20 protein-coding genes and 1 tRNA gene are annotated in these 21,472 nt (G+C 34.4%); 1 reads left to right on the forward strand and 20 read right to left on the reverse strand.

Translation table 11 applies throughout. The features are described from left to right. Window positions 1-295 precede the first annotated feature (295 nt). The 6 genes from AC1RPK_RS00240 to yycF form a co-directional block, all read right to left on the reverse strand. Window positions 296-1,588, reverse strand: coding sequence for a S1C family serine protease (locus AC1RPK_RS00240; RefSeq protein ID WP_481761096.1), 1,293 nt, complete (start codon window positions 1,586-1,588; stop codon window positions 296-298). 111 nt (window positions 1,589-1,699) lie between these two features. Further along, window positions 1,700-2,509 carry an MBL fold metallo-hydrolase gene (locus AC1RPK_RS00245; protein ID WP_481761095.1) on the reverse strand — a complete coding sequence of 270 codons (810 nt, stop codon included), beginning with the start codon at window positions 2,507-2,509 and terminating at the stop codon, window positions 1,700-1,702. A gap of 34 nt (window positions 2,510-2,543) precedes the next feature. After that, window positions 2,544-3,365, reverse strand: a complete 822-nt coding sequence (locus tag AC1RPK_RS00250; protein ID WP_481761094.1) for a two-component system regulatory protein YycI — start codon at window positions 3,363-3,365, stop codon at window positions 2,544-2,546. Between the two features lie 13 nt (window positions 3,366-3,378). Beyond that, window positions 3,379-4,698, reverse strand: a complete 1,320-nt coding sequence (locus AC1RPK_RS00255) for a YycH family regulatory protein (RefSeq protein WP_481761093.1) — start codon at window positions 4,696-4,698, stop codon at window positions 3,379-3,381. Continuing rightward, a complete protein-coding gene (gene walK / locus AC1RPK_RS00260; protein ID WP_481761148.1) occupies window positions 4,685-6,538 on the reverse strand; it encodes a cell wall metabolism sensor histidine kinase WalK in 1,854 nt (617 codons plus the stop codon). The genes AC1RPK_RS00255 and walK overlap by 14 nt, the downstream gene beginning before the upstream one ends. A gap of 21 nt (window positions 6,539-6,559) precedes the next feature. Further along, entirely contained in the window at window positions 6,560-7,270 is a 711-nt protein-coding gene (gene yycF, locus AC1RPK_RS00265) for a response regulator YycF (protein WP_409021860.1), read from the reverse strand. Window positions 7,271-7,466: 196 nt separating this feature from the next. Here yycF and AC1RPK_RS00270 point away from each other — a divergent pair. Beyond that, window positions 7,467-7,539 (forward strand) — tRNA-Lys (locus tag AC1RPK_RS00270). A gap of 165 nt (window positions 7,540-7,704) precedes the next feature. Here AC1RPK_RS00270 and AC1RPK_RS00275 read toward each other — a convergent pair. The 14 genes from AC1RPK_RS00275 to gyrB all read right to left on the reverse strand — a co-directional run bounded on the left by AC1RPK_RS00275 (window position 7,705) and on the right by gyrB (window position 21,453). Beyond that, window positions 7,705-8,223 carry an Asp23/Gls24 family envelope stress response protein gene (locus AC1RPK_RS00275; protein WP_481761092.1) on the reverse strand — a complete coding sequence of 173 codons (519 nt, stop codon included), beginning with the start codon at window positions 8,221-8,223 and terminating at the stop codon, window positions 7,705-7,707. Between the two features lie 30 nt (window positions 8,224-8,253). Then, on the reverse strand, window positions 8,254-8,454 hold the full coding sequence (locus tag AC1RPK_RS00280; RefSeq protein WP_409021858.1) for a DUF2273 domain-containing protein: 201 nt from the start codon (window positions 8,452-8,454) through the stop codon (window positions 8,254-8,256). A 16-nt stretch (window positions 8,455-8,470) separates the two neighbouring features. Further along, complete coding sequence (gene amaP / locus AC1RPK_RS00285; protein WP_481761091.1) at window positions 8,471-9,025, reverse strand: alkaline shock response membrane anchor protein AmaP; 555 nt, start codon at window positions 9,023-9,025, stop codon at window positions 8,471-8,473. A 25-nt stretch (window positions 9,026-9,050) separates the two neighbouring features. Then, entirely contained in the window at window positions 9,051-9,296 is a 246-nt protein-coding gene (locus AC1RPK_RS00290; RefSeq protein WP_409021856.1) for a GlsB/YeaQ/YmgE family stress response membrane protein, read from the reverse strand. Between the two features lie 386 nt (window positions 9,297-9,682). Further along, entirely contained in the window at window positions 9,683-9,892 is a 210-nt protein-coding gene (locus tag AC1RPK_RS00295; protein ID WP_409022828.1) for a CsbD family protein, read from the reverse strand. A gap of 214 nt (window positions 9,893-10,106) precedes the next feature. Beyond that, on the reverse strand, window positions 10,107-11,393 hold the full coding sequence (locus tag AC1RPK_RS00300; protein ID WP_481761090.1) for an adenylosuccinate synthase: 1,287 nt from the start codon (window positions 11,391-11,393) through the stop codon (window positions 10,107-10,109). Between the two features lie 182 nt (window positions 11,394-11,575). Further along, window positions 11,576-12,967, reverse strand: a complete 1,392-nt coding sequence (gene dnaB / locus AC1RPK_RS00305) for a replicative DNA helicase (RefSeq protein ID WP_481761089.1) — start codon at window positions 12,965-12,967, stop codon at window positions 11,576-11,578. A gap of 83 nt (window positions 12,968-13,050) precedes the next feature. Further along, window positions 13,051-13,506 (reverse strand): 50S ribosomal protein L9, encoded by a 456-nt coding sequence (gene rplI / locus AC1RPK_RS00310; RefSeq protein WP_481761088.1) that lies wholly within the window; start codon window positions 13,504-13,506, stop codon window positions 13,051-13,053. Between the two features lie 6 nt (window positions 13,507-13,512). After that, complete coding sequence (locus AC1RPK_RS00315) at window positions 13,513-15,525, reverse strand: DHH family phosphoesterase (protein ID WP_481761087.1); 2,013 nt, start codon at window positions 15,523-15,525, stop codon at window positions 13,513-13,515. 124 nt (window positions 15,526-15,649) lie between these two features. Next, complete coding sequence (gene rpsR, locus AC1RPK_RS00320) at window positions 15,650-15,904, reverse strand: 30S ribosomal protein S18 (RefSeq protein WP_057974148.1); 255 nt, start codon at window positions 15,902-15,904, stop codon at window positions 15,650-15,652. 18 nt (window positions 15,905-15,922) lie between these two features. Continuing rightward, on the reverse strand, window positions 15,923-16,450 hold the full coding sequence (gene ssb / locus AC1RPK_RS00325) for a single-stranded DNA-binding protein (RefSeq protein WP_409021851.1): 528 nt from the start codon (window positions 16,448-16,450) through the stop codon (window positions 15,923-15,925). A gap of 37 nt (window positions 16,451-16,487) precedes the next feature. Beyond that, the gene (gene rpsF / locus AC1RPK_RS00330; RefSeq protein ID WP_409021850.1) at window positions 16,488-16,781 is read right to left on the reverse strand and encodes a 30S ribosomal protein S6; all 294 of its coding nucleotides are present in this window, start codon (window positions 16,779-16,781) and stop codon (window positions 16,488-16,490) included. Between the two features lie 197 nt (window positions 16,782-16,978). Beyond that, the gene (gyrA, locus tag AC1RPK_RS00335) at window positions 16,979-19,429 is read right to left on the reverse strand and encodes a DNA gyrase subunit A (protein WP_481761147.1); all 2,451 of its coding nucleotides are present in this window, start codon (window positions 19,427-19,429) and stop codon (window positions 16,979-16,981) included. Window positions 19,430-19,515: 86 nt separating this feature from the next. Continuing rightward, window positions 19,516-21,453, reverse strand: coding sequence for a DNA topoisomerase (ATP-hydrolyzing) subunit B (gyrB, locus tag AC1RPK_RS00340; protein WP_481761146.1), 1,938 nt, complete (start codon window positions 21,451-21,453; stop codon window positions 19,516-19,518). Window positions 21,454-21,472: the final 19 nt, after the last annotated feature.

Raw genomic sequence — 21,472 nt, forward strand, 5'->3', positions numbered from 1 at the left:
TCAACACCATATTAGTTATGCACAGATTTTGCGTTATTTATCATTCCTTAATTATACGCTTTACACATTGGTATAACAGTCTTTTTTTATTTTAAAATATCAAATAAATAAAAGTTAGTCACAGGCCATTCAATTAATTGTGCATAACTATTTTGTTTAGAAAGTCCCTTCATACTGCCCTTTCCCTCTGTTACTCACACCCACCTTAATATCTATCCACTTAGTTATACACAATATCTATTTAAAATAAAAAAATAATCGTAAATTAAGTTATTTACGATTATTTCATATTTGTTTATTGAGCTGATGATGCTGATTTACTTGTTGAGCTTGTTCCTGTATTTGCATCTGTTGCTTCTAAGGTTAATTTGATATTAGCCTGTTTCAACTTACCATCATGATAGAATTCAACAGCCACTGTATCACCAATTTTATGTTCATATAAAACTTCTCGTAAGCTTGAGATATCAGTAACTTTCTTATCACCTAGCTTAACGATAACATCATATTTACCTATACCAGCATTTTTAGCAGGTGAATCACTATTTATTTTAACAGCAACAATCCCTGAAGAAACACTTTTTGGTAATTTTAAGACACTCTTTTGATCACTTGCTGAGACGTAATCTAAATCGATTAATGAAATACCAATTGCAGGACGTTTAACTTTTCCATTATCAACTAATTGATTAATGATTGATACAACCTCATTACTTGGAATAGCAAATCCCATTCCTTCGACAGAAGTTGATGATGAACTAGAACTAGTAGAGCCTGTTGCTGTACTTGCTAGTTTCATCGAATTAATACCGATAACTTGGCCAGAAGTATTAATTAAAGCCCCACCTGAGTTTCCAGGATTAATGGCAGCGTCAGTTTGAATAACTGTTGCTTGGCCCGTTTTAACACCCGAATCATTGGTAACATCAATCGTACGTTTCTTAGCTGATATGATTCCTTGCGTTAATGATGTCGCATAATCAGATCCAAGTGGAGAACCGATAGCCAATGCTGTTTCACCAACAGTGATACTATCAGAATCACCAAATGTGGCGATTTGAGTCACATCTTTAGCTGATATTTTTAAAACAGCTAAATCAGTAATTGAATCTTTACCAACAATTTTGGCACTTAATTTTTTACCATTACTCAATAAAACTTCAACTTTACTTGCACCAGAGATAACATGATTATTAGTTACGACATAAGCACTACCATCTGATTTTTTATAAATGACACCAGAACCTTCACTTGATGCTGTTTCTGTTGTCGCAGAGGAATCGCCTGCTGCACCAAACATATCCGTTAAGCTGTTACTTGAACCACTTGACTTTGTATATGAAATAACTGAAACAACCGCATTTTTAACTTTAGCAAATGCTTTTGATGATTCATTACTTGATTTAACACTTACATTTGTTACTTTAGTTGTACCTGATTTATTTGAGGATGTTGTAACTGCGCCATTATCACTATCATTATTTTGGTAAAATGTATATCCACCAAATGCAATTCCGCCACCAACTAATCCTGCAATAAGCGCTGTAACAACTGTTTTACCTAAGCCTGTTCTATTTTCATTTGACATTTTTATATACGCGACACATTTGTCGCTGCCCCCTTAAACGTAATCTTTTACTCTTTTAAGAATAACGGTTAATTGTGAACTATTTATGAATAAATTTTGAAAAAATTGTTCTTATAAAACAACCAGCTTTGTAGCATTTTCCGGATCTGTATCGAAAATGTTAAAATCACCACCAACTGCTAAATCATGTTCTTTCATCGTTGATTCAACCGTTAGATGGGCTAATTCTTTCATATTATTATCCTTACTAAGATGGCCTAAAAAAATTCGTTTTGTCCGATTACCCATAACATTCATAAGTGCATCAGCACCATCCTCATTTGATAAATGACCTTTATCACCTAAAATGCGCTGTTTTAATGACCATGGATAGCCGCCCATCCGTAACATTTCAATATCATGGTTACACTCAAACAAGTAAGCATCTGCATCGGAAATTGTCCCTTGAACGTTCTCTGAGACATAACCTGTATCCGTTAAAATAACAAATGACTTATTGTTATGATGAAATTGGTAGAATTGCGGTGCCGCTGCATCATGAGAGACACCAAAACTCTCAACATCTAAGTCGTCGAATGTAATTACTTTCCCCATCTCAAAAATTTGCTTCTTCTCAACGGGAATTTTACCAATCGTATGAGCCATGGCTTCCCATGTTAATTCATTTGCATAAACGTTCATGTCATACTTACGGGCTAAAATACCAGCAGCCTTTGCATGATCCGTATGTTCATGTGTTACAAATAACGTGTCGACATCGTTAATATCTCGACCAATATCTGTCATTAGGCTCGCAATTTTTTTACCACTTAAACCAGCATCTACAAGGACCTTGTGCTTAGGCGTTTCAATATACGTGACATTTCCCGCACTACCGCTTGCAAGAACACTAATCTTCATATCGTCTGTTCCTTCATCCATTACTTGCCTGCGCCTCTATCCTTTTAATCTTCATTTAATTTAAAATATCAGTGCTATCCTTCATAATCGCTCCTGAAAATGAATTAACTTGCTTGTATTGTGTCACACCATTACTTGGATTCTTAACAGCTACTATCCAAACTGGAATATAGACGCTATATTTTTTATCCAAACTGAGCAACTCAGCATATCCTAACTTAGACCATTTAACCTTACTTTTACTTGCAAATTGATTATATTGATACAATATCAGTATTGCTTGTTGTTGACTAATAATTGACTCATTTTCACGTAATTTTTCTGTATTTGCCATATACGTTTGTGAATAGCCACTAATTTTATTATTTTGAATTGTAAATTTAATTAGTCCAACATTTGAGTAAACCATTTTATCGTAAACAACCTGCGAATACACGACACTTGTCTCTGTTGAAAGACTACTGTTATAGCGATAATTATCTCCATGTAGAATTAAAGTATTATCACTCATAATTGTCTTATCAATTGTTTTATTTGGACTTTCACTATCTGTGATATTAATTGGTGTCCCAAAAATACTAGATAATTTATTGTCTTTATATGTTGTAACTTGGGATTGCAGCTGTTTAGCATCATTCTTTAATACATCAGATGCTTTATTAGACATATATACACCAGTCTCTTTTTTATTTGAGATACTGCCGTATTTAATGTCATCTTCTCGCATCTCTTTAAGCGTTGTACCGGTTTTTGTTGTCCCAGGTGATGATCGACTCGAAATTTCAATTTGTTGATTTTGTCGTAATGAGGTGAATAAAAAGATATTTAAACCAAGAAAAACAATAATAAAAATAATTTGAATTCGTCTAAAATCCAATTAATTCACCTCCCTAATCTGTTTGTAGTAATTCAGTATAACTTTTCCATTTATCTTGATATCGGATATACCAAGTGGGTTCTAGGTTGACTACCAAATCTGAATCAGAACTTGATACCCAACGATAACCTAATTGAATATCTGAAATATCCGCATCTTTATACCCTGCCGTAACCAAGCTACTTAACACTTCTTCTGTACTTGGTAACGTAACATCTGCTTTTCCAGATGGAACAGCAATTTGTAACGTCAATAATGAAAAATCAATTTTATTTCCACCATTATCTAGTCGCTCAACTTCAATCACACCGTGTTTGGTTTGATTAAAAATCGGAAATCCTTCAATATAACTTCTGAATGTTGTTGTCATAGACTTACCATTAAATTGGTAGAAGTGAATATTATCTAATCCGATACCTGTATTTTTAATACTCGTATAACTTTCAGTTAAAGCATTACCACGACTCGTTTTTTGTTTCGCATCTGAATTTTCATCATCTTCATATGAAACCAAATTTGTCGTATTTTGAACCGTTAATTGTCGATCAGAACCATCATAGTAAGTTATTGTCTTTTTACTTTCTTTAACGTTGACCGATGAACCATCTTTTTGTCCTAATAGATTAGCAACATACTTACTAGCCGTTTGCTTATCCACTAAATACCTAAAACGAGCTATATTAAAATCTTGATTATAATACATAAAAATATCATTATTATGCAGTTTAAATGTAACTGATAATTTCGATAACGTTTCATTTTGTACAACATCATCAATTGTTTTACCTTTATTATAGGCATCATTTAACGAAATCTCATAAATTTTTTTATCCTTGTCACTCAACAGATAAATACTTTTCTTATTATCACGCGGAATAAGAACACGGTTAATAAGTCGTGTTTTATAATTTTGATTTTGCTGATTAAATACTTGATTAAATAACCCAACCGTAATTTCATCTGAGTAACTAAGAACCAATTGATTTTTTGCATTTAAAAACGTTAAATAATCATTTTTATTTTTAATCGGAACTTCTGATATAGACGTTTCTTTCCAAGTACGTATCTTTTTTTGAATATTTGAAATGATATTAATTTTTTCACTATATAAAACATTTTGTTGCTGATTATCATTATAAATAACAGACGTTGGTGCATATACTTCGCTCAATTTAGTACTCTTTGTTAACTCTGTCTGCGTTGAATTTGTAGCTTTCGTCGATTCACTTTTACCATTCCATGTCGGATTTGTCCAAATGACCCATGATAAACCGATACTTGTCATAATTAATAAAAATAATAGTGTTGGTAAAATAAATCTATTCAATTTCATCCCACAGGTCCTCCTCATATGATTCATAAGGCAATGAAATATAGAATGTTGAACCCTTGCCTTCCGAGCTATCTAACCAAATTTTACCTTTATGCATTTCGACAACCTCTTTTGAGATAGCTAGGCCTAATCCAGTTCCACCTTGAGCTCTCGATCTAGCTTTATCCACACGGAAAAAGCGATCAAAAATATGCGCTAAATCTTTTTTAGGTACACCAAGGCCCTCATCAGAGATACTCAAAATAACGTGCTTATGTGTCTCCAATAAACGACAAGTTATTTCTCCACCATCAGGTGAATATTTAATGGCATTATTCATAATATTATCAATGACTTGCACAATTTTATCAGTATCTAATTCAACCCATAAATCACGTTTAGTAAAATCACGTTTAATCGAATACTTTTTGCCTGACCCATCGTCAGCATTAATCATCATATCGAATCTATCCAGAACATAACTATACAGTTCATTCAAGTTAACTAATTCAAGTTCTAACTTAGATGTTCCTGAATCCATTCGTGACAAATTTAGTAAGTCATTAATCATACGCATCATACGTTCTGTTTCATTCTGTGTAACTTTCAAGAAACCTGGTGCAACTTCTGGATCTTTCCATGCACCATCGTTTAATGCCTCAATATAACTCTTCATACTCGTCAAAGGCGTTCTTAATTCATGAGAAACATTAGAAACAAAGCTTTCACGTTCACGTTCTATCTTTTGTTGTTCTGTGACATCATGAAGTACACAGACAAGACCACTAATAAAGCCAGATTCTCTTTGTATTAATGAAAAATAAGCATTCAAAATTTGTTCATGTTCTACATCAGATAAATCAATCATAATTTCATCTTGATTTTCTAACAAATCACGTAAAGTATACTGACTACGTAAATCAAGAATATCCAAAATTGATACTCCTATTGAGTCATTTTCATTTTGATCTAATAAGGTAGAGGCCGCTTCATTCATAATGATAATATTTCCGCGACGATCCGTCGCAATTACACCATCTGTCATGTGCGATAGAACACTATCTAAACGACGACGTTCAGCTTCAGATGATTCTTGTGCCTCTTCAACACGAACAGATAAGTTATTAACCGCATCTGCTAATTGTCCTAGTTCATCATTAGAATAGACACGAACTTTTCCGGAGTAATCTCCGCGAGAAATTCGAATCGTTTGCTTTTTCATCTCATCAATCGGACGAGTTATTGCCCGGGAAATAACTATCGTTATCAAAAGGACTAAAACAGCTGCAAAAAATGACGCGGTCACGAAAATAACCGTGATATCGTTAATATTTGAGTATAAGCTTTCCAGATTGGCCTTAACGTATGTAACCCCAACTGTCGTTGTTACATTTCCTGCTGTACTAACTAGTGGCACAATTGAAACATAGTAGCGCTTATCGCTAGATTCATCATAAATCTTCTTTTCAAATGTTTTAGGTGTATATAACACTTGCTTAATTGTTGCATCTGTCGTTTTTTGTCCCACAACAGTTTGATTATTAAAATCACTACTCCCGCGAATTGTGCCCTTACTATCAATCACTCGAATTTCTGTGATACTTGAATTACTAACATCTTCCAATATTTTTTTGATATCTCTATCACCAGCAGCTGTATCTGTTTTTGCTAAATCCTTCGTAATCGAATTAGTAACATATATAGGTAACTGGACTTGTTGCTTAAAGGTATCTAAGTTTTGCTGTTCTAATTGCCTAACAAAATAAGCCCCGACAATTTCCAACGTTATTAAAATTAATAACGCAAAAATGAGGGCTATTTTAAATTGAATAGATTTAAAAAAACGAATTTTTTGATTCATTTTCATCGTTATTCCCCTACTCTATTCTAAATCTGGATTTTTCATATAGTATCCAACACCACGACGTGTTACCAACCACTCTGGATGGCTTGGATTATCTTCAACTTTTTCTCTTAAACGACGCATTGTAACATCAACCGTTCTGACATCACCGAAGTAATCATAACCCCATACCGTCTGTAGTAAATGTTCTCTAGTCATAACTTGTCCTAGATGTTGTGCTAAATAATGTAATAATTCAAATTCACGATGTGTTAATTCAATTTTTTCATCATATTTTGAAACCATATATGCTTCAGGATGAATGGTTAATTGTCCAACTTGTATTTCACTATTTTGTGGTTGTTCTTCTGTTTGAACACTCTCAATTGTTTTTTGTCTTCTTAAATTAGCTTTAACTCTGGCCACTAGTTCACGGTTAGAGAAAGGTTTTGTTACATAATCATCTGCACCTAATTCTAGACCTAAGACCTTATCGATTTCTCCATCTTTAGCTGTAACCATAATGATTGGCATATCGTAAGTTTTTCTAACTTGACGAGCAACTTCTAAACCATCCACTTTTGGTAACATTAAATCTAATAAAATTAAATCCGGTTCAACTTCTTTAACTTTTTCTAAGGCTTCTTCACCATCGTAAGCTGTATAAACGTCGTATCCTTCTTTAGTTAAATTAAATTTAACGATATCAGAAATTGGTTTTTCATCGTCGACAACTAATATTTTTTTCATATGTGGATCCTCCTTATAGGAAGCTGTAAAATTAAATCTAGATACAACTTCTTAACCCTCCATTATTATAGCCTATTCAATCATCATTGCCAAACACAGTGATTAAATTTACCCAAATCCTTTTTCGAAAAGTTATTGTCTTTTATTAGTATATATGATAATATATTTAACGTTGATGAATTATTATTAATGGTTTGGGTGGTTAGCTCAGTTGGTAGAGCAACGGACTCTTAATCCGTGGGTCTAGGGTTCGAGCCCCTAACCACCCATGGGTGCCAAACCCAACATATCGCAAGATATGTTGAAGCATCTAGCTGCGGCTAGGTGCTTTTTTTGTGTTCTCATTTACTTATTGATGTTTCACGTGAAACAAAAAAAGAGAAACCCTATCGGATTTCTCTTAACTAGATTTAAATCTTATTATTTGTTCAACGCTATTTAACCCGGTCATCATCTTTATTTACTACCTGAGAGGTCGTTTTTTTAACGGCATCTACCCCATCTGTTGTTTTTTCTTTAATAGTACTACCTGCATCAGATACACGATCTTGTAAACTTGTTTGTGAATCATCAAATTCTTTTGGTGTTTGAATGTCTACTACTTCAACATTCAACTCAATTAAAGCTAAATCTGTTGTTTCCTTTACTTGTTTATTAATAACTTCCGTTAACTGTTTATAAATATCATGTGCATTGTGCCCATATGCCATAATAATATTTAAATCAACCGCAACTTGTTCCTTGCCAACCTCAACGCCGATGCCATCTGTTGGATTATCACTATTTACAAGTTTATTTTTAATATTTGCGACAAATCCACCATCCACACCCAAGAGACCAGATACATTTTCAATTGCATAACCGACTATTTTTTGAATAACCTTGTCATCAAATGTCAATGTCCCCTTTGGTTCAGTCTTTGTTCCCTGCGTATTTGTTTTTTCTGTAGTCATAATTAAGACTCCTTTCGATTTTTAAAATAATCAATTTTTCCGCGTGAAAATTTTTGAAATAAATGACAGATCAATATCATATTCTTTAAATAGATAACCAATCCATCCTGCTAACAGTGTCACAATCATAATGATAATCGTCTTCCAAAATCCTACAGTTACAAGTAACGAGGATATGATAAATCCTAGAGCACTACCAACTCCAATATTAATTGACATTTTATCTTTCATTTATGCACACTCCCTCTTAAACTACCCGTGTAACTTTACGTTTTGAATTTGATTTTTTACTTACCTTAATATCTACTTTGATAGGAATATGACTAGATCCAGCTAATAGATCATTGAGATTCTCAGTTAATTCACTCGTAATACGAGGTAATTGTCCAACTGTAGACTGTTGGTAAACTGAATCTGCAACAATATGGATCTTTCGCTGACGTCGTGTATTCTTCAACGTAACTTTAATATTAGATAAGTCTTCACTAGACAACTTTGTCTTGATAAATTGGCTAATACCCTGGTTACTTAAAGCAAGTCTTCCTTCTTTAGTTTGCTTCAAAGGAATATCTGGTAGTTGCGCAGGCCACAAAAGTATTAACAAAAATATGAAGACTGTTAATAGCAATAACACAATCCCATAATAGAAGATAAAATCGTTACTCTGAAAATTTGTACTAACGTTAAAATGTTCAAGCATTTTAGTTATTTTCTCAATTATTTCTGGCCAAATCAGCAAGCTAAGCCCAATCAAGTATCCGAGGCTGACTATACTCAGAATAATTTTTTTACTCTTCTTCATAAACATACCTCTCTCTTGACTTGATTTACTTCCTTGCTTTTATACCAAATATAGCTGAAACAATTAAAACTAAAATTATCGCACCAATGATAGAAGGGATAATTGCCATTCCTGCCAAGCTAGGTCCCCAATGACCAAGGACACTTTGACCAAGAGCTGACCCAACTAGTCCAGCGATGATGTTACTTATCCATCCCATCGACTCACCGCGATTAGTAATCGCCCCTGCAACAGCACCAATAATAGCACCTACAATTAATGACCAAATCATAATATGTTCCTCCTTTGTTTATATTAAATAGTTATTTATTATATTAACTATTCGTTATATGTAATATACCATTATTTGAAATCGCTTGCAAATGAAACGATTTTATTACGCTCAATCTATGAAACTTAATGAATCTCTTTCCCAGGTACTTAAACTTATATACACCAAAAAATAAAGATAAATAACTATCTTTGTTTTCCTCGTTGCTTAATTAATCACATAAAGTTAAACAAAATAAGATCTATGAATATCTGAGTGAATAAGATGAACTGATAGGTACTATACTCACAAGATAAGCCTATTATTTATCTAACTTCGGCTAATAAAAAGAAATAAAAAAAACTCGCACTGCTTATTGTAAGCAGTGCGAGAACCCAATGAAATTACTATTTCTTTTTACGTTTGTCCATAACTTCATCTATTTTTTCTGCAACATCATCTTTGACATCTTCTAATTTATCTTTCGCTTTACCAAGGAAACCTTCCGCTTTACCTTTAACTTCTTCTTGCTTGTCTCCTGTCAATTTACCTTTAGTTTCTGTTACTTTACCCTTAATTTGATCTTTCTTTGCATCTAATCTATCTTCATTTGTCATCATGTTTCCTCCTCATAATATATTTGTCTACATACCGATAGTAACATCCAAAGAAAGCGTATGCAACATATTCGACTTATCAAATATATAAGTTATATAAATTTTTAAGCTCTAATTAATTAAGGTTATTTATCTACTTAGTTATTGATTAAATAAAAAAAAATCAAAGTATTAACTTTGACTTTTCTCACATTACTATCAACCTATTACTTATTTATGCCCAAACATCATCTAAAACATTTGTTTGATCACGATCGGGTCCAACTGAGAATGTTGAAATTTTAACATCAACGATTTCTTCAATACGTCTAATATAATTTCTAGCATTTTCAGGTAATTCTGCAAGAGTTTTCATTTGAGTAATATCTTCAGTCCAACCAGGTAATGTTTCATATACTGGTTTACATTGAGATAATTCTTTAAAACTAGCTGGATAACGATGAATAATTTCACCATTTAATTCGTATGCTGTACAAATTTTAACTTCTTTTAATCCAGTTAAAACATCAATACTGTTTAAACATAAGTTAGTCAATCCTGAAACACGTTTGGAATGATTCATAACAACACTATCAAACCAGCCAATACGACGTGGACGTTTTGTTGTTACACCATATTCATGTCCAACTTCACGGATAGTATCACCGATTTCATCTAATAGTTCAGTTGGAAAAGGACCATCCCCTACACGTGATGTATAGGCTTTGCAGACACCAACAACTGTATTTATTTGAGCAGGTCCAACACCAACACCGACTGTTGCGCCACCTGCAATTGGATTTGAAGAAGTTACAAATGGGTACGTTCCATGATCAATATCTAACATAACACCTTGTGCACCTTCAAATAAGACTTTCTTACCAGAATCTAGTGCATCATTAATAATAACTGACGTGTCCATTACGTATCGTTTCAAACGTTGGCCATAGGCAAAATATTCTTCAAAAATATCATCAAATTCAAGTGGTTCATGATCATATAATTTTGTAAATTCACGATTTTTTTGTTCTAAATTATTTTTTAATTTTGCTGAGAAAGTTTCTTTTTCCATTAAATCAGCAATTCTAATACCAATTCTAGCAGCTTTATCCATATAAGCTGGTCCAATACCTTTATTAGTCGTCCCAATCTTATCTTCTTTTTTAGCAGCTTCTTGTAAGCCATCAAGTAGAATATGGTATGGCAAAATAACATGAGCGCGGTCAGAAATACGTAAATTATCTCCTTTAACGCCGAGTTTTTGTAGATAATCAAGTTCTTCACATAAAGCTTTAGGATTCACAACAACCCCATTACCAATGATACTTAATTTATCTTGAAAGAAAATACCTGATGGAATCAAATGTAATTTGTAAGTGTTGCCTTCAAATACAATTGTGTGTCCGGCGTTATCGCCACCTTGATACCGTGCAATAACATCGGCATTTTGACTTAAGAAATCTGTAATTTTACCTTTTCCTTCATCGCCCCATTGGCTACCTACTACAACTACTGATGACATATTTTCATCCACCTCATAATTTATATTTTAAATTCATAAATACAATCCTAGAATATTATAGCAATAAAGCAGTTCAAATACAACTAAAATACGAACGTTTGTATTTTATATAAACATTTATCAACTATATAACGAACGTTTCTCTTTTTATTCAAAAAAAATATCCCACTAAGGAATATTTTCTAGCCTTCTGGTCTATAGGCAAGTGACGAGAATTTATTATATGATTTAACAAATAATAATTTAACTGTACCTCGTTCGCCACCACGGTTTTTTTCAATAATAACTTCAACTTCACCAACATTTTGGTCATCTTCATCCCTTGGATCAGGTAGATTCCCGTCTTCATCTTCATCAGTATCGCGTTCATAATAATCATCTCGATACAAAAATGCAACAATATCTGCATCTTGTTCAATAGAACCAGATTCACGAATATCTGATAACACTGGTCGTTTATCTTGGCGTTGTTCAACACCACGGGATAATTGAGACAATGCAATAACTGGAACACTTAATTCTTTCGCTAATTTCTTCATTTGACGAGAAATTTCTGAGACTTCTTGTTGTCGACTTTCGCGTCCTGAACCTTCAATCAACTGTAAATAATCAACAACGATTAACCCTAGTCCACCTTTTTCCTTCGCTAATCGACGGCATTTTGCCCGAATTTCAGCCATCTTTGACCCAGCAGTGTCATCAATAAAGATATTAGCCTTTGATAATGAATTCATTGCCACAATCAAATTTGACCATTCTGATTCGTCTAATTGTCCCGTTCGTAAGTGATTCGCATTAATACTACCTTCAGCACATAACATACGACTAACTAATGATTCTGCTGACATTTCTAAACTAAAAATAGCGACAGTTTCATCAGTTTTAGTTGCTACGTTTTGAGCAATATTCAACGCAAAAGCTGTTTTACCAACAGCCGGACGAGCAGCTAAAATGATTAACTCATCTGGATGTAACCCGGCAGTCATTTTATCCAACTCTGGATAACCTGTCGACAATCCAGTAATTGTATCGCCTTCTTTAGCTAACTTTTCAATATTTGTAAATGTACTTTTTAATACATCAGCGATAGCTTGAAAACCACTACTATTTCTTTTTTCAGATACGCTCATAATTTCACGTTCAGCATTATCTAAAAGCGTTGCAACATCATCATCTTGTGATAAACCCTTAGTTGCAATAGATGTCGCTGTCGCAATTAAGCGTCGAATCATTGATTTTTCTTCAACAATTTTAGCATAATACTGAACGTTCGCAGCCGTTGGTACAGAGCCAGCTAATTCAACAATATAGCTAACACCGCCAATATCATCCATTTGATTTTTAGAAGTTAAATTATCTTGAATCGTAACAATATCAATAGCTTCATCTTTATCATTCAGATCCACCATAGCCGCAAATATCAATTGATGGCGACGTTGATAGAAGTCTTCGGGCTCCAAGTATTCCATTGCCTCAACAAGAGCATCACTCTTTAAAAAGACAGCGCCCAAAACGGCTTGTTCCGCTTCAATATTCTGTGGTGGCGTTTGGTCTGTTAATAGTTCATTATTCATTTTATCGTGTTCTCCTTACTTCTAAAATCAAGAAAAAAGCTGGACAAAATCAAATTTTGCCAGCTTTTCAAATAAATACTACTTTAGTTATTAGCCGAAACATGAACACGAATCATTGCTGTTACATCAACATGTAACTTAACAGGTACATTCGTGAATCCTAAGGCACGAATTGGTTCTGGTAGTTCAACTTTACGTTTGTCGATTTTAATTCCGTATTGTTTTTCCATAGCTTGTACAATTTGCTTGCTAGGAATTGAGCCAAATAAACGGCCATCTTCGCCCGCTTTAGCTGTTAATTCAACAACTGTCTTATCATCTTCTAAAACGATTTTTTCATCTTTAGCTTCTTTTAAAATTTCTTCAGCTTTTTTTTCTTCAGCTTTTTGTTGTCCCTTTAAAGAACTCATTGCTGAATTTGTAGCTAATTTTGCTTTACCATTTTTAATTAAAAAATTTTGAGCATAGCCGCTTGGTACTTCTTTAATTTCTCCACGTTTACCTTTTCCGCGAACATCTTCTAAAAATATAACTTTCATAATCAACTACTCCTTAATTTCATCTTTTTTTGTCGTTAAAATATTAACTAATTGTTCTGCAGCTTCACTTACACTCACACCAGTTAACTGAGTCGCAGCATTTGATAAGTGACCGCCGCCGCCCATTTGTTCCATAACAACTTGAACATTAGTCGTCCCTGTACTTCTAGCAGAGATACTAACACGATTTTCTGATCGTTTTGTGACAACAAATGACGCTGATACACTTGAAATAGATAATAATGAATCTGCTGCCTGTGCTGCTGTAACTGGGTCATAAATCGTATCATCTTCACCCACACATAATGCTAAATCAGTATTAATGAACTCTACTTTATCAATTAAATGATTACGCTTCAAGTAACTATCAACATTTTCTTTCATAAAGTTTTGAACCATTGTTGAATCAGCCCCAACGGACCTTAAATAACTGGCTGCATCAAATGTTCGTGTACCCGTCCTTAATGAAAACGACTTCGTATCAATAATAATTCCCGTTAACATCGCAGTTGCTTCAATTTTATTAATTGGTTCACTATCTTTTGATTGATATTCAAACATTTCAGTAATCAGTTCACAGGTTGATGATGCATAAGGTTCAATATAAACTAACATTGGATTTTCAGGGAATTCTTCTCCACGACGATGATGATCAATAACCATCAGACGATTTTTAAGTTTTTCATACAATTCAGGACTACCAGAAATAGAGGGTTTAGAATGATCAACCATCACCAGTAAACTCTGTTCTGTTGCTTTTTCTACTGCTTCTTCAGGTGTAATAATATTATATTTGATATCAGGATATTGATCTAACTCTTCCATCAATCGTTGTACATCTGAATGAATAGCGGTTTGATCTAAAACAATCCAACATTTCATATTATTCATCAAAGCGATTCGTCTAATGCCCAAACAAGCTCCTACAGAGTCCATATCTGGGCTCTGATGTCCCATAACGAAGACTTGGTCCATTGGTTTCATTATTTCTTGTAACGCTTGAGAAATCATTCTAGCACGAACCCGAGTCCGTTTTTCCATCGGATTAGTTTTACCACCATAAAATCTTGCTTGCTCTTCAGGTGATTTAACGACAACTTGATCCCCACCTCGACCTAAAGCAAGATCTAAATTGCTTTGAGCTAATTTTGCAAGTGAATTCAAATCGCCATCGCCATAGGCAATTCCCATGCTCAATGTGAGCGGAAAGTTTTGTTTGGATGTCCGATCGCGAATTCGATCTAAAATTTTAAATTTTTCTTCTTCAATTTGTTGTAAAGAATGGGCATGAACTAAAATAAAAAATCGATCTGAATCCGTTCTTTTTAAATACATCCCATAACGACGCGCCCAATTAGATAACTCATTTGTGACAAAGTTACTTAAATTAGAAACATTCTTATCTGACATAGATTGCGTTACTTCATCATAATTATCTAAGAACACTTGACCGATAACAACGCGCTCTGCTTCAAATTCTTTTTCAATTGATGAATAACGCGTAATATCCATCAGGTAAGCAACATGAATATCATTTTGTATGATCATTTCAAAATCTTTTTCATGCCATGTTACTTTCACCAAGCCTTTAGTCTCAGCGTTATCTGTAATAATCGTCGATAACGATTCATCGACGCTCTCTATTTTCTTACCTAAAATATCATTTTTTTCAAAATAAGGTTGTAAGTATGGATTAACCCACTCAATCTCATTTTGTTCGTTAAAAATCAAAATACCAATTGGCATTTTGATAAGCGCTTCTTGTTCACTACGTTTAATACGATATGATAATTCCGATATATATTCATTAGTATTTGCCGTAATTTGGGACATAATATACATACTTGCGCTGGTAGCACCCAACGCAATAATTAACAATATAAGTCCTAAAAATAAATTAACTGTAAAAGACAGAACAACACTAAATAAAGACATAATTACGATAAAAATCGCAATCCATCTTAAGCGTTCATTCTTCAAAAAACTGGGAAGTTTCTCGTTTGAAAGGAACTTTTTCATAGTATCTCCTCATCTGTAAATCCTAGATGTTATCTATTTTATCACATTCCCCATTTACCTGCACAAATCTTGCTGATAGTACAAAAAAAGGGAAGACTATTTGCATAGTCTTCCCTAGATATTACTATTCTTCTGAAACGAATGGTAATAAGCCCATAATACGTGAGCGTTTAATTGCAATTGTTAAACTGCGTTGGTTTTTAGCGCTTGTTCCCGTAACACGACGAGGTAAAATCTTACCACGTTCTGAAATGAAACGTTTTAACAAGTCTGTATCTTTATAATCGATATAATCGATGTGGTTAGCTGCGATGAAGTCAACTTTACGTCGACGACGTGCGCCACCGCCACCACCTCTACGTTGTTGTTGTTGTGCCATGTGAGTTTCCTCCTCTAATTAGAATGGTAGGTCGTCATCAGAAATATCAATTTGTTGGCCATTATTTGCAAATGGATCAACTGTTGCTGAATCATTAGATTGCGTTGTGTTTGAATTATTATTCGAACTTGCGCCACCAAATGGGTTAGCATTGTTATTTGATGATGAACTTGATTGAGGAGCGCTGCTTTGATTATTAGCGTTACCTTGTTGTTGGCTTGATTGAGATTTTGATTCAAGCAACGAAAAGTTTTCTACGACAACTTCAGTAACATACACGCGAGTTCCTTGTTGATTATCATATGAACGCGTTTGAATTCGTCCATCGACACCAATTAAAGAACCTTTATGCGTAAAGTTAGCGAAGTTCTCGGCTGCTTTTCGCCAGATAACACAGTTAATAAAATCGGCTTCACGTTCGCCAGAAGCGTTCGTGAATTGTCGATTAACTGCAACTGTAAAAGTTGCAACTGCAGCACCACTAGCTGTGTAGCGTAAATCAGGGTCTCTTGTTAAACGTCCGACAAGTACTGTTCTATTAATCATAATGTATTGCTCCTCTCCGTTATTTTATTAAAATGAATTATTTTTCATCTCTGTTAATGATCATATGACGCAAGATTCCTTCATTAATCTTTGAAAGACGATCAAATTCGTTAATTGCGATATCGTCATCGGCTGTAGCATTAATGATATGGTAGATACCTTCATTATAACCGCTGATTTCGTATGCAAGACGACGTTTTGACCAGTCTTTTGAAGTAACGATTTCTGCACCATTACTTGTTAAAATACCATCGAAACGTTCGATCAAAGCTGCTTTAGCTGCTTCATCAAGATCGGTACGGATGATATAAGTAATTTCATATTTACTCATGACTGTTTACACCTCCTTATGGACTTTAGGTCCTTACCTCGTGGCAAGAACAAGGAAAGTTATCTATTTAATGCCATAGACACTTACGAACTAAAATTATATCACTGCCATTCACTTAAAGCAAGAAAATCCTAATTAACTACACACTTATTAAGTACGCCGTTAATTAGGATTTTATTTTATTTTTTTAATTTAGTTTATTCTAAGTCATTTGTTTCACTTTCAACGTCTGATACAACTGCATCTAAAATAGTAGTTGTTTCTTCAGGAGTAGCTTCAACTTTTGCCATTGTTGCAACTTTAGCATTCTCATCAATTCGAATTAAATGAACTCCTAAAGTAGCACGGCCCGTTTTTGACACGTTCTTCACATTAAAGCGAATCATAACACCTTGATCCGTAATTAACATGATATCTTCATCACCTTGAACGGTTGCTAACCCAGCAATTGGTCCATTCTTTTCAGAAATGTTAGCTGTCTTAATTCCTTTTCCACCACGGCCTTTAATTGCATAAGCCGAAGCGGGTGTTTGCTTACCGTATCCTTTTTCAGAAATGATAAATACGTGACTATCAGCAGCTAATAAATCAGCTCCTACAACGTAATCATCTTCTCTTAACCGAATACCACGAACACCAGAAGCAGAACGACCCATTGAACGAACATCATTTTCAGCAAATGATACTGCGTAACCTCGATGCGTTCCAATAATCATATTCTGCGTGCCATCTGTGATAGCAACGTTAATTAATTCATCTTCATCATGCAATTTAATCGCTTTTAAACCATTATTTCGTATGTTAGAAAATTCTGACACCGGTGTTCTCTTAACTGTTCCGTTAAGCGTCGTAAAGAAAAGATAACGTTCATCATTTTCTTGCTTGCTTACGTTGATAACAGCTTGGATTTTCTCACCAGAATTAACCCCTAAAAGATTAATGACAGGAATTCCTTTAGCTGTGCGTCCATATTCAGGAATTTCATACCCCTTCATACGGTACACTTTACCAGCATTCGTGAAGAATAGTAGGGTATCATGCGTTGATGTCGACACAAGATGTTCAATAAAGTCATCATCATGAACACCCATACCTTGAACGCCACGGCCACCACGGTTTTGTGCTTTGAATTCATCAGTTGCAAGACGTTTTACATAACCGTTATGCGTTAATGTAATCATAACTTCTTCTTCTTCAATCAAATCTTCATCTTCAAGATTCAATACTTCGCCAATTAATAATTCAGTACGACGTTCATCACCAAATTTAGCTTGTAAATCTAACAATTCTTGATAAATAATATCATGAATACGTGAGTCATGAGCCAAAATATCTTCAAAATCAGCGATTGATGCCATTAAATTTTGATATTCTTCTTCAATTTTTTCACGTTCTAAACCAGTTAAACGAACTAATCGCATATCTAAAATAGCTTGAGCTTGTTTATCTGATAAACCATAATTACCCATCAATTGATTTTTAGCAAGTTCACCCGTATTTGAGCTACGGATAATTCTAATAATTTCATCAATATGATCGAGTGCAATTCTTAAACCTTCAAGGATATGTGCGCGAGCACGTGCCTTTTTCAATTCAAATTGCGTACGACGACGGATAACTTTTTCTTGATGTTCAAGGTAATAAACAAGCATTTCCTTTAAACTTAGAACTTTTGGAATACCATTAACGATTGCTAGCATATTAAAACTGAAAGATGTTTGTAATAACGTTAATTTATAAAGGTTATTCAACACAACTGAAGCACTCATATCACGACGAATATCGATCACAATTCGTAATCCTTCACGATCAGACTCATCATTAATATCAGTGATACCTTCAATTTTTTTATCACGAGCTAAATCAGCAATACGTTCAATTAAACGTGCTTTATTAACCATGTAAGGAAGTTCATCAACGATAATACGTTCTTTACCATTCTTTTGTTCTTCAATTTCAACTTTTGAACGAATTGTTATTGTTCCCTTACCTGTTTCGTAAGCTTTACGAATACCAGATTTACCTAGAACAGTAGCCCCAGTTGGAAAATCAGGACCAGGGATAGCCTCCATCAAATCAGCCACAGTTGCATCAGGATTATCCATCAAAATATGTAATCCAGAAATAACTTCTGACAAATTATGTGGCGGAATATTCGTTGTCATACCAACGGCAATACCTGTTGCACCATTAACTAATAAGTTAGGAAAACGCGCAGGTAAAACAACTGGTTCATGTTCACTGCCATCGTAATTATCCATGAAATCAATGGTATCTTTATTGATATCACGCATCATTTCAACAGCTATTTTACTCATTCTAGCTTCAGTATAACGCATAGCAGCAGCGCCATCACCATCGACAGAACCAAAGTTACCATGCCCATCAACTAACATGTAACGGTAACTAAAGTCTTGGGCCATACGAACCATCGCTTCATAAATCGATGAATCACCATGAGGATGGTACTTACCCATAACATCCCCAACAATTCTAGCTGATTTTTTGTATGGTTTATCAGGCGTAATCCCTAATTCACTCATCCCGTATAAAATACGACGATGGACAGGTTTCAACCCATCTCGAACATCAGGAAGTGCACGAGCAACAATAACGCTCATAGCATAATCCAAGAATGATTTTTTCATTTCTCCGGAAAGATTAACATCTTTTATCCGGCTTGTAGCTGGTAATTCTTCTGCCAAAATTTTCAACCTCCTTTACGACTAAGTTTTTAAATATCTAAGTTTTCTACGTAAGTGGCATTTTTTTCAATAAATTCACGTCTAGGTTCTACACGATCACCCATTAACATATTAAAGACATCATTAGCTTCAATGGCATCGTCGACGTTAACACGTAATAAACGACGAGCATCTGGATCCATAGTTGTTTCCCACAATTGAGAAGCATCCATTTCTCCAAGACCTTTATATCGTTGAATAACGGGTTTTGGTGTTGGTGCCAATTGCCCTTGAATTTCTTCTAATTCTTCTTCAGTATCGACATAACGAATCATCTTACCTTGTCTAATTTGATATAAAGGTGGTTGCGCAATATACACGAATCCTGCTTCAACAAGTGGACGCATGTAACGATAGAACAGTGTTAATAATAACGTTCTAATATGGGCACCATCGACATCAGCATCAGTCATAATAATTAATTTATGATAATTAGCTTTTTCAACATTAAATTCGCCACCAAAACCTGTTCCCATAGCTGTAAATAATGAACGAATTTCTTCATTGGCTAAAATTTTATCTAAACTTGCTTTTTCAACATTCAAAATCTTACCACGAATCGGTAAGATAGCTTGTGTTAACCGTGAACGACCCTGTTTAGCTGAACCGCCGGCTGAATCACCTTCGACGATAAATAATTCACTAATTGCAGGATCTTTACTTGTATTATCAGCTAACTTACCGGGTAAGTTACTGATTTCAAGCCCACTTTTTTTACGTGTTACTTCACGAGCATGTTTAGCAGCTACTCGAGCTCTAGCAGCTAATAAGCCTTTTTCTACAATAATTTTAGCTTCTTTAGGATTTTCCATTAAAAACTTAGTAAAATGTTCAGAGAAAGTACGATCAGTAACCGTACGCGCATCTGAATTACCTAATTTTGTTTTTGTTTGACCTTCAAATTGAGGATCTGGATGTTTAATACTGACAACAGCCGTCAATCCTTCACGAACATCTTCACCAGAAAGATTAGCATCATTTTCTTTCATAAGATTATTTTTACGAGCGTAATCATTTATAACCCGGGTTAAGGCTGTCTTAAAACCAGATTCATGAGTACCACCCTCATAAGTATGAATATTATTTGTGAAAGTTAATAAATTACTATGATAATCATCTGTATATTGGAGGGCAACTTCAACAATAATCCCTTTTTGTTCACCTTCAACATAGATAGGTTCTGGGAAAATAACATCTTTATTTTTATTTAAGTATTCAACATAATGCTTAATACCACCGGCATAATGGAATTCTTGTAATCCGGGTCCACCATCACGTTTATCATCAATCGTAATTTTAAGGCCTTTATTCAAGAATGCTAATTCACGAATTCGCGTTGTTAATACTTTAATATCATAGACAGTTGTTTCCGTAAAAATATCAGAATCCGGTACAAAATGAACAATCGTTGCATGTTCATTTTCAGGTGCTTCACCTACAACTGACATCTCTGTTTTAACTTTACCGCGAGCAAAGTCCATACCGTAGACTTTACCTTCACGAATAACCTGAACATCTAGCTCAGTTGATAATGCATTAACAACTGAAGCACCAACTCCATGAAGTCCACCAGAAACTTTATAACCACCACCGCCAAATTTACCCCCAGCATGTAAAATTGTAAAAACGGTTTCAAGCGCTGGACGGCCTGTTTTTGCTTGGATATCAACAGGGATACCACGTCCATTATCACGAACTGTTATACTGTTGTCTTTTTCGACAACAACATTAATTTCATCGGCAAAACCAGCCAATGCTTCATCGATACCATTATCAATAATTTCCCAAACTAAGTGATGAAGACCTTGTGAAGCCGTTGTTCCAATATACATACCGGGACGTTTTCTAACAGCTTCAAGTCCTTCTAAAACTTGAATTTGGCTCGCATCATATTCTTTTGCTTTTTCTTCATGTAATTCTTCTGCTATTTCAGCTTGTTTCTCTTGA

The organism is Dellaglioa sp. CoH-55-MRSF-6 (assembly GCF_056782215.1).

Coding starts and splice junctions, on each gene's coding strand:
- AC1RPK_RS00240 (WP_481761096.1), bottom strand. CDS start 1,588: ATGTCAAATGAAAATAGAACAGGCTTAGGTAAAACAGTTGTTACAGCG.
- gyrA (WP_481761147.1), bottom strand. CDS start 19,429: ATGAAAAAATCATTCTTGGATTATGCTATGAGCGTTATTGTTGCTCGT.
- AC1RPK_RS00300 (WP_481761090.1), bottom strand. CDS start 11,393: ATGTCATCAGTAGTTGTAGTAGGTAGCCAATGGGGCGATGAAGGAAAA.
- dnaB (WP_481761089.1), bottom strand. CDS start 12,967: ATGAATAATGAACTATTAACAGACCAAACGCCACCACAGAATATTGAA.
- AC1RPK_RS00295 (WP_409022828.1), bottom strand. CDS start 9,892: ATGACAAATGAAGATAGATTAGATGCAAAGAAAGATCAAATTAAGGGT.
- AC1RPK_RS00275 (WP_481761092.1), bottom strand. CDS start 8,223: ATGACTACAGAAAAAACAAATACGCAGGGAACAAAGACTGAACCAAAG.
- rpsF (WP_409021850.1), bottom strand. CDS start 16,781: ATGAGTAAATATGAAATTACTTATATCATCCGTACCGATCTTGATGAA.
- yycF (WP_409021860.1), bottom strand. CDS start 7,270: ATGAAAAAAATATTAGTTGTCGACGATGAAAAACCAATTTCTGATATC.
- ssb (WP_409021851.1), bottom strand. CDS start 16,450: ATGATTAATAGAACAGTACTTGTCGGACGTTTAACAAGAGACCCTGAT.
- AC1RPK_RS00245 (WP_481761095.1), bottom strand. CDS start 2,509: ATGGATGAAGGAACAGACGATATGAAGATTAGTGTTCTTGCAAGCGGT.
- AC1RPK_RS00315 (WP_481761087.1), bottom strand. CDS start 15,525: ATGAAAAAGTTCCTTTCAAACGAGAAACTTCCCAGTTTTTTGAAGAAT.
- amaP (WP_481761091.1), bottom strand. CDS start 9,025: ATGAAGAAGAGTAAAAAAATTATTCTGAGTATAGTCAGCCTCGGATAC.
- AC1RPK_RS00280 (WP_409021858.1), bottom strand. CDS start 8,454: ATGAAAGATAAAATGTCAATTAATATTGGAGTTGGTAGTGCTCTAGGA.
- AC1RPK_RS00255 (WP_481761093.1), bottom strand. CDS start 4,698: ATGAAATTGAATAGATTTATTTTACCAACACTATTATTTTTATTAATT.
- rplI (WP_481761088.1), bottom strand. CDS start 13,506: ATGAAAGTTATATTTTTAGAAGATGTTCGCGGAAAAGGTAAACGTGGA.
- walK (WP_481761148.1), bottom strand. CDS start 6,538: ATGAATCAAAAAATTCGTTTTTTTAAATCTATTCAATTTAAAATAGCC.
- AC1RPK_RS00290 (WP_409021856.1), bottom strand. CDS start 9,296: ATGATTTGGTCATTAATTGTAGGTGCTATTATTGGTGCTGTTGCAGGG.
- rpsR (WP_057974148.1), bottom strand. CDS start 15,904: ATGGCACAACAACAACAACGTAGAGGTGGTGGCGGTGGCGCACGTCGT.